At 55.8% G+C, this 15732-nt stretch carries 14 protein-coding genes; 13 read left to right on the top strand and 1 reads right to left on the bottom strand.

Annotated elements, in window-relative coordinates; translation table 11 throughout:
- The first annotated feature begins 70 nt into the window (after window positions 1-70).
- From nuoM to F8562_RS06720, 9 genes are all read left to right on the top strand, one after another.
- Window positions 71-1600: an NADH-quinone oxidoreductase subunit M gene (gene nuoM, locus F8562_RS06760; RefSeq protein ID WP_004104059.1), complete on the top strand. Its 1530-nt coding sequence runs from the start codon at window positions 71-73 to the stop codon at window positions 1598-1600.
- 6 nt (window positions 1601-1606) lie between these two features.
- Window positions 1607-3064 (top strand): NADH-quinone oxidoreductase subunit NuoN, encoded by a 1458-nt coding sequence (gene nuoN / locus F8562_RS06755; RefSeq protein WP_004852828.1) that lies wholly within the window; start codon window positions 1607-1609, stop codon window positions 3062-3064.
- A gap of 201 nt (window positions 3065-3265) precedes the next feature.
- The gene (locus F8562_RS06750; RefSeq protein WP_014839116.1) at window positions 3266-3817 is read left to right on the top strand and encodes a tyrosine-type DNA invertase; all 552 of its coding nucleotides are present in this window, start codon (window positions 3266-3268) and stop codon (window positions 3815-3817) included.
- A 425-nt stretch (window positions 3818-4242) separates the two neighbouring features.
- A complete protein-coding gene (locus F8562_RS06745) occupies window positions 4243-4779 on the top strand; it encodes a fimbrial protein (protein ID WP_014839114.1) in 537 nt (178 codons plus the stop codon).
- A gap of 62 nt (window positions 4780-4841) precedes the next feature.
- On the top strand, window positions 4842-5504 hold the full coding sequence (locus F8562_RS06740; RefSeq protein ID WP_014230248.1) for a molecular chaperone: 663 nt from the start codon (window positions 4842-4844) through the stop codon (window positions 5502-5504).
- Between the two features lie 30 nt (window positions 5505-5534).
- On the top strand, window positions 5535-8084 hold the full coding sequence (locus F8562_RS06735) for a fimbria/pilus outer membrane usher protein (RefSeq protein WP_014230247.1): 2550 nt from the start codon (window positions 5535-5537) through the stop codon (window positions 8082-8084).
- Window positions 8085-8103: 19 nt separating this feature from the next.
- Entirely contained in the window at window positions 8104-9135 is a 1032-nt protein-coding gene (locus tag F8562_RS06730) for a fimbrial protein (protein WP_014839113.1), read from the top strand.
- A 12-nt stretch (window positions 9136-9147) separates the two neighbouring features.
- A complete protein-coding gene (locus tag F8562_RS06725; protein ID WP_014839112.1) occupies window positions 9148-9657 on the top strand; it encodes a fimbrial protein in 510 nt (169 codons plus the stop codon).
- A 33-nt stretch (window positions 9658-9690) separates the two neighbouring features.
- The gene (locus tag F8562_RS06720) at window positions 9691-10221 is read left to right on the top strand and encodes a tyrosine-type recombinase/integrase (protein WP_014839111.1); all 531 of its coding nucleotides are present in this window, start codon (window positions 9691-9693) and stop codon (window positions 10219-10221) included.
- 46 nt (window positions 10222-10267) lie between these two features.
- Here the strand turns inward: F8562_RS06720 and rnz are convergent, their stop codons facing one another.
- Window positions 10268-11188 (bottom strand): ribonuclease Z, encoded by a 921-nt coding sequence (gene rnz, locus F8562_RS06715; protein ID WP_014839110.1) that lies wholly within the window; start codon window positions 11186-11188, stop codon window positions 10268-10270.
- Between the two features lie 184 nt (window positions 11189-11372).
- Here rnz and F8562_RS06710 point away from each other — a divergent pair, with 184 nt between their 5' ends.
- From F8562_RS06710 to menH, 4 genes are all read left to right on the top strand, one after another.
- Window positions 11373-11834, top strand: a complete 462-nt coding sequence (locus F8562_RS06710) for a GNAT family N-acetyltransferase (RefSeq protein ID WP_004852808.1) — start codon at window positions 11373-11375, stop codon at window positions 11832-11834.
- A gap of 97 nt (window positions 11835-11931) precedes the next feature.
- A complete protein-coding gene (menF, locus tag F8562_RS06705) occupies window positions 11932-13227 on the top strand; it encodes an isochorismate synthase MenF (RefSeq protein WP_014839109.1) in 1296 nt (431 codons plus the stop codon).
- A gap of 77 nt (window positions 13228-13304) precedes the next feature.
- Entirely contained in the window at window positions 13305-14975 is a 1671-nt protein-coding gene (gene menD, locus F8562_RS06700) for a 2-succinyl-5-enolpyruvyl-6-hydroxy-3-cyclohexene-1-carboxylic-acid synthase (protein ID WP_014839108.1), read from the top strand.
- Window positions 14972-15730, top strand: a complete 759-nt coding sequence (gene menH, locus F8562_RS06695) for a 2-succinyl-6-hydroxy-2,4-cyclohexadiene-1-carboxylate synthase (protein WP_014839107.1) — start codon at window positions 14972-14974, stop codon at window positions 15728-15730. Before menD ends, menH begins: the two co-directional genes overlap by 4 nt.
- Window positions 15731-15732 lie beyond the last annotated feature (2 nt).

Below are 15732 nucleotides of genomic sequence, written 5' to 3'. Positions count from 1 at the left end.
CACTGGCAGGATTCGGGCTGGCGAGCGAGATAGCCTGAGCAGGAGTAAAATATAAGGGACATACTTAGCTATGTTATTACCCTGGTTAATACTAATTCCCTTCATCGGCGGCTTCCTGTGCTGGCAGACTGAACGCTTTGGCGTGAAGATGCCGCGCTGGATCGCGCTGATCACTATGGGATTGACGTTTCTGCTTGGCCTGCAGTTGTGGATGCAGGGCGGCTATTCTCTCACGCAATCTACCGGTATTCCGCAGTGGCAGTCGGAATTCGTGATGCCGTGGATCCCGCGATTCGGGATTAGCATTCATCTGGCTATCGACGGTCTGTCGCTGCTGATGGTGGTGCTGACCGGGCTGCTGGGCGTGCTGGCGGTGCTCTGTTCATGGCGCGAAATCGAGAAATATCAGGGGTTTTTCCATCTTAACCTGATGTGGATCCTGGGCGGCGTGATCGGCGTATTCCTGGCTATCGACCTGTTCCTGTTCTTCTTCTTCTGGGAAATGATGCTGGTGCCGATGTACTTCCTGATCGCGCTGTGGGGCCATAAGGCTTCCGACGGTAAAACGCGTATCACGGCGGCAACCAAGTTCTTCATTTATACCCAGGCGAGCGGTCTGGTGATGCTGATATCCATCCTGGCGCTGGCGTTTGTGCACTTCAACGCTACCGGCGTATGGACCTTCAACTATGAAGAGCTGCTGAAGACGCCGATGTCCCACGGCGTGGAATACCTGCTGATGCTGGGCTTCTTTATCGCTTTCGCGGTAAAAATGCCGGTGGTTCCGCTGCACGGCTGGCTGCCGGATGCGCACTCTCAGGCGCCGACTGCGGGTTCCGTTGACCTCGCGGGGATCCTGTTGAAAACCGCGGCCTACGGCCTGCTGCGTTTTGCGCTGCCGCTGTTTCCGAACGCTTCCGCCGAATTTGCCCCCATCGCGATGTGGCTGGGCGTCATCGGTATCTTCTACGGCGCGTGGATGGCCTTTAGCCAGTACGATATCAAGCGTCTGATTGCATACACCTCCGTTTCCCACATGGGCTTCGTGCTGATTGCTATCTACACCGGCAGCCAGCTGGCTTATCAGGGCGCGGTGATTCAGATGATTGCTCACGGTCTGTCCGCTGCCGGCCTGTTTATTCTTTGCGGTCAGCTTTACGAGAGACTGCATACGCGCGATATGCGTCAGATGGGCGGTCTGTGGAGCAAGATCAAGTGGCTGCCCGCGCTGTCGATGTTTTTTGCGGTCGCGACCCTCGGGATGCCGGGTACCGGTAACTTCGTCGGTGAATTTATGATTCTGTTCGGCAGCTATAAAACCGTGCCGGTGATTACCGTTATTTCGACCTTTGGTCTGGTGTTCGCTTCCGTGTACTCGCTGTCGATGCTGCATCGCGCGTACTTTGGTAAAGCAAAAAGCGAAATCGCCGCGAAAGCGTTGCCGGGAATGTCCCTGCGTGAACTGTCGATCATCCTGCTGCTGGTCGTTCTGCTGGTGCTGCTGGGCTTCTTCCCGCAGCCGATTCTGGACACCTCGCACTCTGCGATGAGCAACATTCAGCAGTGGTTTGTTAATTCTGTTTCTACTACAAGGCCGTAATTCGCCATGACAATAACTCCACAACAACTGATCGCACTGCTACCGCTGCTGATCGTCGGCTTGACGGTGGTGGTTGTGATGCTCTCCATTGCGTGGCGACGCAATCATTTCCTCAATGCCACGCTGTCGGTTCTCGGCCTGAACGCCGCGCTGATATCACTCTGGTTCGTGGGTCAGAACGGAGCGATGGACGTCACGCCGCTGATTCGCGTTGACGGTTACGCGATGCTCTATACCGGGCTGGTGCTGCTGGCGAGCCTCGCCACCTGTACTTTCGCCTACCCGTGGCTTGAGGGTTACAAGGACAACAAAGAAGAGTTCTATCTTCTGGTGCTGATCGCCGCGCTGGGCGGCATTCTGCTGGCGGGCGCTAACCATCTGGCGGCGCTGTTCCTCGGCATCGAACTGATTTCGCTGCCGCTGTTCGGCCTGGTGGGCTACGCCTTCCGCCAGAAACGTTCGCTGGAGGCCAGTATCAAATACACGATTCTGTCCGCCGTTGCCTCTTCGTTTCTGCTGTTCGGTATGGCGCTGGTGTATGCCAACTCCGGTAACCTCTCCTTCCTGGCGCTCGGTAAGAGCCTGACGGATGGCATGCTGCACGAGCCGCTGCTGCTGGCTGGTCTCGGTCTGATGATTGTCGGTCTCGGCTTTAAGCTGTCGCTGGTGCCGTTCCATCTGTGGACGCCGGACGTATACCAGGGCGCGCCTGCTCCGGTTTCCACCTTCCTGGCGACCGCCAGTAAAATCGCCATCTTTGGCGTGGTCATGCGCCTGTTCCTCTATATGCCGGTGGGCGACAGCGAGGCGGTACGCGTGGTGCTGGGCCTGATCGCCTTTGCTTCGATTATCTTCGGGAACCTGATGGCCCTGAGCCAGACCAATATTAAACGTCTGCTCGGCTACTCTTCCATTTCTCATCTTGGCTATCTGCTGGTGGCGCTGATTGCTCTGCAGAGCGGTGAGATGTCGATGGAAGCGGTGGGCGTTTATCTGGCAGGGTACCTGTTCAGCAGCCTCGGCGCGTTCGGCGTGGTGAGCCTGATGTCCAGCCCGTACCGCGGCCCGGATGCCGATTCGCTCTACTCCTACCGCGGCCTGTTCTGGCATCGTCCGATTCTGTCGGCGGTAATGACGGTGATGATGCTGTCTCTTGCCGGTATTCCGATGACGCTGGGCTTTATCGGTAAGTTCTACGTGCTGGCGGTGGGCGTGCATGCGCACCTGTGGTGGCTGGTCGGCGCGGTAGTGGTGGGTTCAGCGATTGGCCTCTACTACTACCTGCGCGTGGCGGTGAGCCTCTATCTGAGCGCGCCGGAGAAACTGAATCGCGATGCGCCGTCTAACTGGCAGTACAGCGCCGGAGGCATCGTGGTGCTCATCTCCGCGCTGCTGGTGCTGGTGCTGGGCGTTTGGCCGCAGCCGCTCATCAGCATCGTACAATTGGCTACGCCGCTGATGTAATGCTATCTTTAGCCAGAGAAAAGGATCGCTTCGGCGGTCCTTTTTTTATCTACGCAAAGGCGCCAGGCGCTTTCTTTACTCTTTTTCGTATTATTCATGCTTTTTATCATATTAATCTCACTTTACGTTTCCACTCATCCTCTTATTTTCCGTACTATTATTACTACGCACGCTATTGTGTTTTGTAGATGGAGAAAGTGAATGAAAACAAGACGTAAGCATTTGACTGTCGGGGAGGTTCAGCGTTTGGTTGAAGCGGCCAGGCGGGGAGCAAACCCGGAGCGCGATGTCTGTTTACTGTGGATGTGTTTTAATCATGGTTGTCGAGTGAGCGAAATTCGTCACTGGAAGCTCTCTGATATCGATATTCAAAGCGGGGTCATTTATATTCGTCGACTGAAGAACGGCTTTTCAACCACTCATCCTATTTATAAACAAGAGGTAAAAGTACTCAACGAATGGCTGCGCGTGCGTAATAATTATCCCGGAAATAATTCTGGCTGGCTCTTTCTGTCACGAAATGGCCAGCCTTTATCCCGGCAGAGAATATACCAGATGATGAAGAACCTGAGCCTCGTCGCCCAGCTGGAAATTAACGCGCATCCGCATATGCTGCGCCACGCATGCGGTTTCGCGCTGGCTAATAAGGGGGTGGATACGCGATTAATTCAGGACTTTCTGGGACATCGGAATATTCAGCACACGGTTATCTATACAGCCAGTAATGATGCGAGGTTTAGAGAAGTTTGGTAAACGGAATAGTCATTTTGTATCAAACTGACTCCTATGCTATCCACAGGTAGTAACAATGTCAATTTATGATTAACAATATTTTTTACTATTATTTTCATATAGTTATATTAAGTATAGGTGTCATTTATTTTTTAATTTTTTTAATTGGCTTTATGTATGGTTTGTTCCGCCTCTCATTCTTTAGCTTTTTATCGTGTTTATTGGGATTTTTCCTGATAAATATGAAATCAAAAACGCCTTCCCTGGCAATTTATATTCTAATTAATTGAAGTGGTCATATTGATACATAATGACCACTTCAAAATATTATATCCATTTCATGAGTCAATGTTTTGTTGCGTTATTAATATCAAACGTAAATAAAAGGATGCGCAGGGTATTGCGCTTATAAGTTAATGCATTGACTGCATTGAAAAGGATAAATCATGAAAAAAACATTACTTGCTGCTGTTGTCGCCGGTTGCGCGGCGTTCTCTGGTGCTGCGCTGGCGGATGACGGTCAGGTGAAGTTTATCGGCGATATCATCGATGCGGGCTGCGACGTGGTGAACGACCTGTCCAACCCGCTGGAAGTTCAGATGGGGCAGATTGCCAAGACCGCGTTTAGCGGTACGGGGTCTACTGCGGCTGAACAGAATTTCGCGATTAAACTGGAAAACTGCCCGACTACCGTCACCAAAGCATCGGTACTGTTCTCCGGCGCTAACGTCAACGGTGATAATGATAAACTGCAGCTGACCGGAGCGGGTACAGATCCTGACGTTGCCGAAGGCGTGGCCCTGCAGCTGGTTGACGCCAGCAGCAACGCGACGCTGCCGCTCTATTCGCGTTCTGCCAGCCTGACCATCCCCGCTACCGGCAATATCGATCTGCCGTTCCGCGTCCGTTATATCCAGACTGAAAGCACTATCGTTGCGGGTAAAGCTGACGGTACAGCCAACTTTACCATCAGCTATAACTAATTTTCCGTCTATATGACAGTGTTAGCGAGCCCTGTGTGGCTCGCTTTTCCAGGGAGCTGGAGATGCAAAAATACCTGAAAGTGCTAATAGCTGGATGGCTGTTGGTTGGCGCTGCGGCGCATGCGGGCGTGGTGACCGGCGGAACTCGTCTGATTTATCCCGGCGGTAAAAAAGAGTCCTCACTGAGCGTAACCAATAATGATGCTACGCCTTATCTCATTCAAAGCTGGGTTGAAAGTAATAAGGGCGCAGCCCCTTTTCTGTTAACGCCGCCTTTATTTCGCCTTGAGGGCGAGCAGCAAACCCGACTGCGGGTAATTTACAGCGGCGGCTTACCGGAAAATAAAGAAAGTATGTTCTGGATGAACATTAAAGCGATTCCCTCCTCGCAGGCTAAAGCCGGCGCCAATACTCTACAGATCGCTATCAAAACGCGCATCAAATTAATTTATCGACCTAAATCCGTTGAGGGAACGCCGGAGATGGTGACGGAGCAGCTTCGCTGGACGCGCAGCGGCAATACGCTACAGGTCATGAATCCCACCGCCTTTTATATGAATTTTGCCGAGGTCAAAGTGGGGGGCGCCGAAGTTAAAGAGGCCAATTGGGTGGGGCCGGGGGAAACGGCGCGCTTTCAACTGCCGGGCGTCAGCGCGGGCGCTTTGCAGTGGAAACTGATTAACGATTATGGCGGTACCGGCGCGCTGCACCACGCGAATTTGTAAAGGCTTTCAGGCCAGGGAGTTCCAGGGAAAATGAAAAATAATCATAATAAATGGCGGCTTAACCGGATAGCCGGCGCTCTGGCCGTTGCGCTGCTACCGCTGTGTGAAGATGTCCTGGCGCGGGAGGTTTTTAACCCGGCCCTGTTGGAAATGGACGGCCCTCATACGGGCGTCAGGGATTTATCCGCTTACGAGCAGGCTGGCGGACAGCTGCCGGGGACCTACCGGGTAGATATTTATCTTAATAACGTTTTTATGGACACCCGCGATGTGGTTTTTCAGCAGAGCAAAGGACCAGGAATAACGGAATTACAGCCTTGCCTGACGGTAGACGATCTGGCCGAATGGGGCGTGCGCGTCTCCCAATTTCCAGAGCTGGGCCGCAGAACGCCCGGCTGCGCGGATATCAGCGTGATACCGCAGGCAAAATCCGATTTTCGCTTCAGCCAGCAGCGCCTGCTATTGAGCTTCCCGCAGGCGGCGGTAGCCAGCGCCGCCCGCGGCTGGGTGGATCCGAAACAGTGGGATGAGGGGGTGCCGGCGATCCTGCTGAATTACTCCTTTAGCGGGGCAAATAACTGGTCACGTCAGAACGATGCGCCGGACAGCGATAACCAATACGTTAACCTGCGCCCCGGTATCAACGTCGGGCCGTGGCGTTTACGTAACTACACGACCTGGTCGCGCAGCAGCAGCGGGGGAGAGTCCAGTAATAGTTGGGACACGGTTTATACCTATGCGCAGCGCAACATCAAATCGATACAGGGGGTGATGACGCTGGGCGATAGCAGCACGGACGCCGACGTTTTTGAGGGCGTTCCCTTCCGTGGGGCGATGCTGGCTTCCGATGACGATATGCTGCCGGAAAGCCTGCGCGGCTACGCGCCCGTCGTTCGCGGGATTGCGCGCACTAATGCTCAGGTCATTATTCGCCAGAACGGCTATGAGATTTACCAGACCTACGTCGCGCCTGGCGCTTTTGAAATTACCGATATGTACCCGACCGGCGGCTCGGGTGATTTAGCCGTCACCATCAAAGAGGCGGACGGCAGCGAGCAGAACCTGATCGTACCTTACGCTTCTCTCCCTGTCCTGCAGCGCGAAGGGCGTCTGAAATATAGCGTGACCTCCGGCGTGTATCGCGCCTATGACAACAGCATTGACGAAACGCCCCTCACGCAGGCGACGGCAATTTACGGCTTGCCCTGGGGGTTAACCCTGTACGGCGGCGGCCAGTTTAGCAGTAAATATCAGTCGGTGGCGCTGGGAATGGGGAAAAACCTCGGTGAACTGGGCGCCGTATCGACCGATATCATCCAGGCCTGGTCGACCCGACAGGATAAAGATAAAGAGAGCGGGCAGTCGGTACGTCTCCGTTACAGCAAAGATCTCCCGGGTCTGGGAACTAACGTAAGCCTGGCAGGCTATCGCTATGCGACCAGCGGTTACTGGGATATGCAGGAAGTGCTGGATACCTATCGGGATGACAACTACACGCCTTCTATTGAACGGCGGCGCAACCGCGGGGAGGTAACGATCAGCCAAAGCCTTGGCGAAGAAATGGGATCGCTGTCGCTGAGCTATATCCGCGAGGACTACTGGAATACCAGCCGCACCATGGAGTCAGTGGGCGTCGGATACAACAACAGCTGGCGCGGCATCAGCTATAGCATGAACTACAGCTATAACCGCAATACTACCGACCAGAACACCGGTAAGCGTAATGACGAAGATCACCTCTTTGCACTGAGCATCAGCGTGCCTTTGGGGGAATGGCTACCGAAGCCGGTTTATGCCAACTACTCCCTGAACAGCAGCAAAAATGGCTCCACCAGCAACAATCTGGGCCTCTCCGGCACCTTGCTGGAGCGTAATAACCTGAGCTGGAGCGTGCAGGAAGGCTACACCAGCCAGGGAAGAGGGGAGAGCGGCAGCGTCAATGCGGACTGGCGTGCAACCTATGCTGAACTTACCGGCGGCTACAGCCATGATAAATACAGCCATCGGCTGAACTACGCCCTGCGCGGCGGAGCGCTGGTACATGAAAACGGCCTGACGCTGGGCCAGCCTTTCGGCGAAACCGTCGCTCTCATCAAGGCGCCCGGCGCCGCCGGCGTCGGCGTGAATAGCCAGACAGGGGTCAGAACCGACTGGCGAGGCTATACCGTAGTGCCTTACGCCTCGCCGTATCGTAAGAATATCCTGACGCTCGATACCACGACGATGCCGGACGATGTCGACCTTGAGTTGGCGACGCAGACGGTCGTACCAACCCGTGGGGCGGTGGTTCGCGCAAATTATGCCACCAGCGTGGGTAACCGGGTACTGATGACGGTACGCCAGGAGAACGGGCAACCCCTGCCTTTCGGAGCCATGGTCAGCGTCCCCGGGGCGGCATCCTCTGAGCAGGCGTTTATCGTTGGCGATGGCGGGCAGGTCTACCTGACCGGACTGGAATCTAACGGCGTACTCAACGTGAAGTGGGGCTCCGGGGCGCAAGAACGCTGCCAGATCCACTATGCGCTGCCGTCAGCAAAAGAACTTACCGGCATTATTGTGGCCCAGGCGCAATGCCGATAATCGAAAGGATGCAGAGACAATGAAACGATTTTCATGGGGAATATTAGCGGGCCTGGCGATCGCGCCGCAGGCGATGGCGGCAACCGGGTGGTGTCAGAATACCGGTAATGGCGGGGCGCCTTTTCAGGATAGCTTTTCATTTATTGAAAGCTTTACTAATCCCTCACAAAATCAGGCCGGAATGGAGTTTCCCCGTTTGTACCGCTGGAGTACCGGGGGAACCTACAAGGCAAAGTGTGATTGTGATAGCGCCAGCGGGGTGACGTATTTTAAAGCCACGGTGCCAGGCCTTACCGCGACGCAAAGCCGCAATGGATTAAATTATTACCAGCTAAATAAATACCTGGAAATTGCCACCGAGTTATTTATTGCCGGGGGTGTTAATAAATATATTCCTACGCCGATTGAGGATAAGAGTAATCAGAATAATCAAGGTTTTGCCTGTAATCCCGGCGGCGCCATTTTTGATACAGGGTCACTGGGATATATTTCGCTTTATTTTACCCGGCCTTTTGTAGGCCAGGTGACGATCCCTCCGACAGTTATCCTGAGTGTCTACGGGACGCGAAAAACCGGCAGCTACAGCGGTATCCCCCTGACGCAAATTTCAATGAGCGGGTCGGTAACGGTTCCACAGTCCTGTGAGATTAATACCGGTAAAGCGATTAATATTGATTTTGAGGATATTGCCGCCAACCATTTTAAAACCGCGGGCCAGATGCCGAAGGACTTCGTTCCGCATGTTGTTAATATGACGGTGGCCTGTACCAATATTTCCGCCGGGGTAAAAATCGCGCTGTCGTTCCAGGGGATGGCGGATACTAACGATAGCACTGCGCTGGCGACCACCAATCGCGACATTGCGGTGCGTATTGAAAATATTACCGGCGTCAAAATACCGGTCATTTCAGGTCTGCTGCCGGTCAATTTTAATTACCCGAGTCAGACCGGGGACACCACTATGAAAATTTATCCGATTAATACCACCGGGAATTTACCCAGCGGCGGAGGCTTTACCGCTACGGCAACCATTCAGGCAGAAATTGAATAGCAGGAGTAGATAATGAAAAAGGCGCTATGGCTGGCATTATTGCTGCCTGTTTTTTCATCCTCGGGTGGGATCCCTTTGAATATTAAAGGTAATATTTATTATCTCCCCTGTGACGTCAGTACCGACACGAAGTATCAAGAGGTAAATTTTGGCCCACTCCTGAATATTGACTTTCAAACGCCCGGCAACGCTTCAGAGTGGAAATCCTTTTACCTGAATGTCGAAAATTGCCCGGCGGGGACAACAAAAGCAACGGTGAAATTTGACGGCGTTATCGACGTTGATGATGCCAGACATTTCGCCAATATGGCCGCCAGCGATGCGGCGCAGAATATCGCACTGCAAATCACCAGTAGCGATCACTCTACTCTCTATAAAAATCAGGACCAGATGAGTATTGCTATCGACGGCAGTACCGGGAAAGGCGTATTCCCGCTGGCTGCCCGTTTATATTCAACCCGGGGTGGAGCAACGGTGGGTAAATTTGAGTCTATTGTACAGCTGACATTTACCTATCAGTAATTTTATTGTCAAATGGATGAAAAGGAATAACGTATGCTGGTAGATACGGAATATCTTAGCGTCAAGGACGTTGAGCGTCTGGTACTTGCTGCACATTATTGTGCGCACCCGGAAAGAAATAGCTGCATGATCCAGATGTGTTTTTTGCACGGTTGTCGGATTAACGAAATTACCGCCTTGACCTTGCGGGATGTCGACCTGTCGCGAAAACGGGTTTATATTCGCCGGGCGCGTCACGGTATCTCTGGGTATCATCCCTTACAACCCAAAGAGATTATCTCATTACAGCGCTGGCTGCTGGCCAGAGAGTGTTACCCGGCTCATAATGATTTGCTGTTTATCTCTTCCCGGGGCAATCAGATGACGCGCCAGCGTTTTTATCAAATTATTCGCGAGTGCTGCGAGCTGGCGAAGCTGAAGCAGAATATTCATCCCAGGATGCTGCGCCACGCGTGCGGCTATGAGCTGGGAAAAAAAGGAATTGATGACGACTCGATCCAGGATTATCTGGGCTATCGCAATTTAAAATCTATTCTGCGTTATAACAGCTATGCTGAAGAGTAATGGCTGGCGTATTCGCGGCGTCTCTCTGCCGCGGTACGCCGCTTTTTTATTCTACTCTATACGCCATGAAATCTTCCGCCAGCACGGTAGACGGAAATATCTCTCTGCACTCTGCCAGCAGACGCTGGCAGCCTTCTGCGTCATAGCGAGAGCTAAAGTGGGTGGCGATAAGCGTGCCGACGCCCGCGTCGTGCGCCAGCGACGCCGTTTGCTGGCTGGTTGAATGCCCGCGGCTGTTCGCTTTTTCCGCCATCGCCTGTTCGAGCGTCACCTCGTGAACCATGACATCCACGCCGCAGGCCAGTTCCCGCGCCGTCTCGCAGGGGGCGGTATCGCCGAAAATAGCCAGCTTCTTACCCGGCGTTGCCGGGCCGAGGTAGCGGCTGCCGTCAATCCGCCGTCCATCTTCCAGCTCAACCGTTAATCCCTGTTTTAAGCGCTGAAATAACGGACCGGGAGGCACGCCTTCGGCGATAAGCTGCGCGGCGTCAAGGGTGCCCGGCTTATCATGCTGTTCGATACGATAGCCGTAGCATTCGACCGGGTGGTTGAGCGGCCAGGCGGTGACCCGGAAGCCGGCTTCATCGAGCACCAGCCCCGGCCCGACTTCGATAATCGTCAGCGGGTAATCGGTCCAGGAACCGCTGAGGCGCAGCGCGGTTTCCACGAACGCTTTAAGCCCTTTCGGTCCGTACAGCGTCAGCGGCAGAGAATTACCCTGCATCGAGCGGCTGCACAGCAGGCCGGGGAGACCGAAGAGATGATCGCCATGTAAATGCGTAATAAAAATCTTATTCAACTTGCCGGGATGATAAGGGGTGCGCAGAAACTGATGCTGAGTTCCCTCCCCGCAGTCGAACAGCCACATCTCAGCCATTGTTGGCTGTTGCAAATTCAGCACTATCGACGTCATATTACGCGTACGGGTAGGCACGCCAGCGGATGTCCCCAAAAAGAGTAATTCCATCGTCCAGTGTCCTTAGGGCGTGAGTCAAAAAACAAAGTATACCCGTCATACTTCAAGTTGCATGTGTGTTGGCTGCACTCGTTCACCCCAGTCACTTACTCATGTAAGCTCCAGGGGATTCGCTCGCTGGCCGCCTTCATGCCACTTGAATTATTTAGGGTTAAAATCAATTAAGGAAGCGCAGATGATTACATGGCAGGATCTTCACCACGGTGAACTGACCGTCCCACAGCTCTACGCCGTGCTGAAATTACGCTGTGCGGTGTTCGTTGTCGAACAAACCTGCGCCTATCAGGACGTCGACGGCGACGATCTGGTGGGGGAGAATCGCCATCTTCTCGGCTGGCGCGGCGATGAGCTGGTAGCCTACGCGCGCATTCTCAAGAGCGATGATGAGTTTGAACCGGTGGTGATTGGCCGGGTGATTGTCAGCCAGGCGGTGCGCGGCGAGAAGCTGGGCTATCAGCTGATGGAACAGGCGCTGGCCAGCTGCCGGCAACACTGGCCGCAAAAGGCTATCTATCTTGGCGCCCAGGCGCACCTGCAAAAATTCTACGCCAGCTTCGGTTTTGTTCCGGTGACCGAGGTTTACGACGAGGACGGCATCGACCATATCGGCATGGCCTTCGAAATCGCCACCCACTAACCGCCGCGCTCATTAAAAGCCGCTCCCTCATCGTGGGTACTGCTATTCCTCAGTAGTACCTCGTATAATGTGGGGTTTTTACTCCGTGGAGGTTTGCGTGCTGTCTGTATCCACCGCGCTGGAAAGCCTGTATCGCTGCCTGGATGAAGCGTTCCCGCCATCGCCCGGCACGCGAATTTTCGATATCCCCTTCGCGCTGAATGGCGCATTTGATCCCCTTCTGTGGTGCACGCATCAGCCGCAGTGGCCGCAGTTCTACTGGCAGCAGCGCAGCGGCGATGAAGAGCTGGCCGCGCTGGGGGCGGTGCAAATCTTTGCTTCCCTTGAGCAGGCGCACGCTTTTTTGCGCCAGCAGGGGCGTGACGATCTGCGAATTTGCGGCCTTAACGCCTTTCATCCTCAGCAGGGTCTGTTGATCTTACCGAGGCTGGAGTGGCGTCGGCTGGGCGGCAGCGCCACGCTACGCCTGGTGTTATATAGCGAGACCTCGCTACGCGACGATGCCCGTGCGGCACGTGAATTTCTCGATTCGCTGGTGGCGAAACAGGCGCAGGCTACCGCGATGCCCTCTCTGCTGAGCGAACAGCATTTCCCGGCTTATCCGCAGTGGCGAGAGCTGATTGCGCAGGCGACGCAGGCGATAGCGGCGGGGGAGATGGATAAAGTGGTGCTGGCTCGCGCCACCGATTTGCACTTCGCCGCCCCGTTAAACGCCGGAGCGATTATGGCGGCCAGCCGCCGCAGCAACCTTAACTGCTTCCACTTCCTGATGGTCTTTAACGCGCAAGAGGCCTTTCTGGGGTCTACGCCGGAACGGCTGTGGCGGCGTCGCGGGGCGCTGCTGCGTACCGAAGCGCTGGCGGGAACCGTTGCCAGCCATGCGGACGATCGCCAGGCGCAGCGTTTGGGTAGCTGGCTGATGGCCGACGATAAGAACCAGCGCGAAAATATGCTGGTGGTGGAGGATATCTGTCAGCGGATGCAAGGGGAGACCCGCGCGCTGGAAGTCCTGCCGCCGCAGATTGTCCGTTTGCGGAAAGTACAGCATCTCCGGCGCTGTATTTGGGCCGAGCTGGAGAAGCCTGACGATGCCCGCTGCCTTCATCAGCTCCAGCCCACGGCGGCGGTTGCTGGTTTACCGCGCCGGGTCGCGCTGGATTTTATCACCCGTAATGAGCTTTTTACCCGCGGCTGGTATGCAGGCTCCGCCGGCTATCTGTCGCTGGCGCAAAGCGAATTTTGCGTTTCTCTGCGTTCGGCGAAAATCGAACAGCGTATGCTCAGACTCTACGCCGGTGCGGGGATCGTCAGCGGTTCCGACCCGGAGCAGGAGTGGCAGGAAATTGAAAATAAAGCCGCGGGATTGCGTTCGTTACTGCTGTCAGAAGTATAGAGAAAACGATGCATATCAAAACGGCAACAGTTTGCTTTATCTATACTTAGCCTCAATATTTGATACTGGACAAATTCATGTCTGTAAGCGCATTTAACCGACGCTGGGCGGCGGTGATCCTTGAAGCATTGACGCGCCACGGCGTGCAGCATATCTGCATTGCGCCCGGATCGCGCTCGACACCTTTGACCCTGGCGGCGGCGGAAAACCGCGCATTGATTCACCATACCCACTTTGACGAACGCGGCCTCGGCCATCTGGCGTTAGGGCTGGCGAAAGCCAGCGGTCAGCCGGTGGCGGTGATTGTGACCTCCGGTACCGCGACGGCTAACCTCTATCCGGCTCTGATTGAAGCCGGGCTGACCGGTGAAAAACTCATTTTACTGACCGCCGACCGGCCGCCGGAGCTGATTGACTGCGGCGCGAATCAGGCGATTCGCCAGCCGGGCATGTTTGCTTCGCACCCGTCGCAGACGCTATCCCTGCCGCGTCCGTCGCAGGATATCTCCGCCCGCTGGCTGGTCTCGACCCTCGACCAGGCGCTCGGCGCGCTACACTGCGGCGGCGTTCATATTAACTGCCCGTTTGCCGAACCGCTGTATGGCGATATGGACGACACCGGCGCCGAGTGGCAGCAGCAGCTCGGCGACTGGTGGCAGAGCGACAAGCCCTGGCTGCGTCACTCTCTGCATCTGGAAAGTGAAAAGCAGCGCGACTGGTTTTTCTGGCGGCAGAAACGCGGCGTGGTGGTCGCCGGGCGGATGAGCGCGGAAGAGGGCGTCAAGGTGGCCGAGTGGGCGAAAACCCTCGGCTGGCCGCTGATTGGCGATGTGCTCTCGCAAACCGGGCAGCCGCTCCCCTGCGCCGACCTGTGGCTGGGTAACGGCAAGGCGGTCAGTGAACTGGCGCAGGCGCAAATCGTTGTTCAACTGGGCAGTAGCCTGACCAGCAAACGCGTTTTGCAGTGGCAGGCCACCTGCGAACCCGAAGAGTACTGGCTGGTGGATAATCTGCCGGGGCGCCTGGATCCCGCCCAGCATCGCGGTCGCCGACTGGTGTGCGCCATCGACCGCTGGCTTGAACAGCATCCGGCGGAAAAACGACAGCCGTGGCCCACCGTCATTCCCGAGCTTTCGCGCCAGGCATGGCAGGCGGCGATCGCCAGCAGCGAGGATTTCGGCGAGGCCCAGCTGGCTCAGCGAATCCGGCGCTATCTGCCGGATCAGGGCCAGCTGTTTGTCGGCAACAGCCTGGTGGTGCGCTTAATTGACGCGCTGTCGCAGCTACCGGCAGGTTACCCGGTCTACAGCAATCGCGGGGCCAGCGGAATAGACGGCCTGCTGGCGACGGCTGCCGGGGTGCAGCGCGCCAGCGCGCGTCCGACGCTGGCTATCGTCGGCGATCTTTCGGCGCTTTACGATCTCAACTCGCTGGCCCTGCTGCGTCAGGCCTCCGCGCCGCTGGTGCTGATTGTCGTCAACAATAACGGCGGGCAGATTTTTTCCCTGCTGCCCACGCCGCAGGAGCAGCGCAGCCAGTTCTATCTGATGCCGCAGAATATCCATTTCGCGCACGCGGCGGCGATGTTCAATCTGACTTACCATCGCCCTGCGGACTGGAATGAGCTGGAGCAGGCGCTGGACGTTGCCTGGCGAGGACCCGGCGCGACGTTGGTTGAGCTGGCGGTTAATGAAACCGACGGTACGCAAACGCTTCAGCAGCTGCTGGCGCAGGTGAGTCAGCTATGACGCTGCACGCGGTGGCTGAAGGCGGCCTGCCGGGCTATCCCTGGCTGGTCTTTTTGCACGGTTTTGCCGGGGATAGTCATGAGTGGCGCACGGTGGGGCAGGCGCTTGGCGCGCATCCGCGTCTCTATATTGACCTGCCGGGCCACGGCGGTTCGGCGCATATTGCCGTCAACCATTTTGCCGATGTCAGCGAGTTGATTAAGAATACGCTTAATAGTTACAACATACTTAAGTACTGGCTGGTGGGATACTCCCTCGGCGGACGGGTGGCGATGTTCTATGTCAGCCAGCCGCGCGAAGGGCTCTGCGGGCTGGTCGTCGAGGGGGGGCATCCGGGCCTGGGGGATGATAACCAGCGTAGGCTGCGCCGGCGCAGCGATGCCGCCTGGGCTGAACGCTTTCGCCGCGAGCCGCTGACCCAGGTCTTTGCCGACTGGTATCAGCAGCCGGTTTTCGCTTCCCTGGACGCAGCGCAGCGTGCGTCGCTGGTTGCGCTACGCAGCCGCAATAACGGCGGAGCGTTGGCGGCGATGCTGCAGGCCAGCTCGCTGGCGGAACAACCCGATCTCCGCACGTCGTTACGGGCGCGCGATTTCCCTTTTCATTACCTTTGCGGCGAACGCGACGGCAAGTTTCGCGCCATCGCGAATGAACTCTCCGCCACCGCGCACGTGATTAATCATGCCGGACACAACGCGCATCGGGAAAACCCCGATGCTGTCGTGGCTTGTCTGGCGCAGTTTTTAGCGAGTTAACC

The sequence above is a fragment of the Klebsiella sp. RCJ4 genome (genome assembly GCF_009025755.1).
Classification (GTDB): Bacteria; Pseudomonadota; Gammaproteobacteria; order Enterobacterales; family Enterobacteriaceae; genus Klebsiella; species Klebsiella michiganensis.
Note: the sequence above shows the minus strand (reverse complement) of the source record. Positions and strands in the feature narration are given on the sequence as shown.

Coding starts and splice junctions, on each gene's coding strand:
- nuoM (WP_004104059.1), top strand. CDS start 71: ATGTTATTACCCTGGTTAATACTAATTCCCTTCATCGGCGGCTTCCTG.
- rnz (WP_014839110.1), bottom strand. CDS start 11,188: ATGGAATTACTCTTTTTGGGGACATCCGCTGGCGTGCCTACCCGTACG.
- F8562_RS06735 (WP_014230247.1), top strand. CDS start 5,535: ATGAAAAATAATCATAATAAATGGCGGCTTAACCGGATAGCCGGCGCT.
- F8562_RS06740 (WP_014230248.1), top strand. CDS start 4,842: ATGCAAAAATACCTGAAAGTGCTAATAGCTGGATGGCTGTTGGTTGGC.
- F8562_RS06725 (WP_014839112.1), top strand. CDS start 9,148: ATGAAAAAGGCGCTATGGCTGGCATTATTGCTGCCTGTTTTTTCATCC.
- F8562_RS06745 (WP_014839114.1), top strand. CDS start 4,243: ATGAAAAAAACATTACTTGCTGCTGTTGTCGCCGGTTGCGCGGCGTTC.
- nuoN (WP_004852828.1), top strand. CDS start 1,607: ATGACAATAACTCCACAACAACTGATCGCACTGCTACCGCTGCTGATC.
- F8562_RS06710 (WP_004852808.1), top strand. CDS start 11,373: ATGATTACATGGCAGGATCTTCACCACGGTGAACTGACCGTCCCACAG.
- F8562_RS06730 (WP_014839113.1), top strand. CDS start 8,104: ATGAAACGATTTTCATGGGGAATATTAGCGGGCCTGGCGATCGCGCCG.
- F8562_RS06750 (WP_014839116.1), top strand. CDS start 3,266: ATGAAAACAAGACGTAAGCATTTGACTGTCGGGGAGGTTCAGCGTTTG.
- menH (WP_014839107.1), top strand. CDS start 14,972: ATGACGCTGCACGCGGTGGCTGAAGGCGGCCTGCCGGGCTATCCCTGG.
- menD (WP_014839108.1), top strand. CDS start 13,305: ATGTCTGTAAGCGCATTTAACCGACGCTGGGCGGCGGTGATCCTTGAA.
- F8562_RS06720 (WP_014839111.1), top strand. CDS start 9,691: ATGCTGGTAGATACGGAATATCTTAGCGTCAAGGACGTTGAGCGTCTG.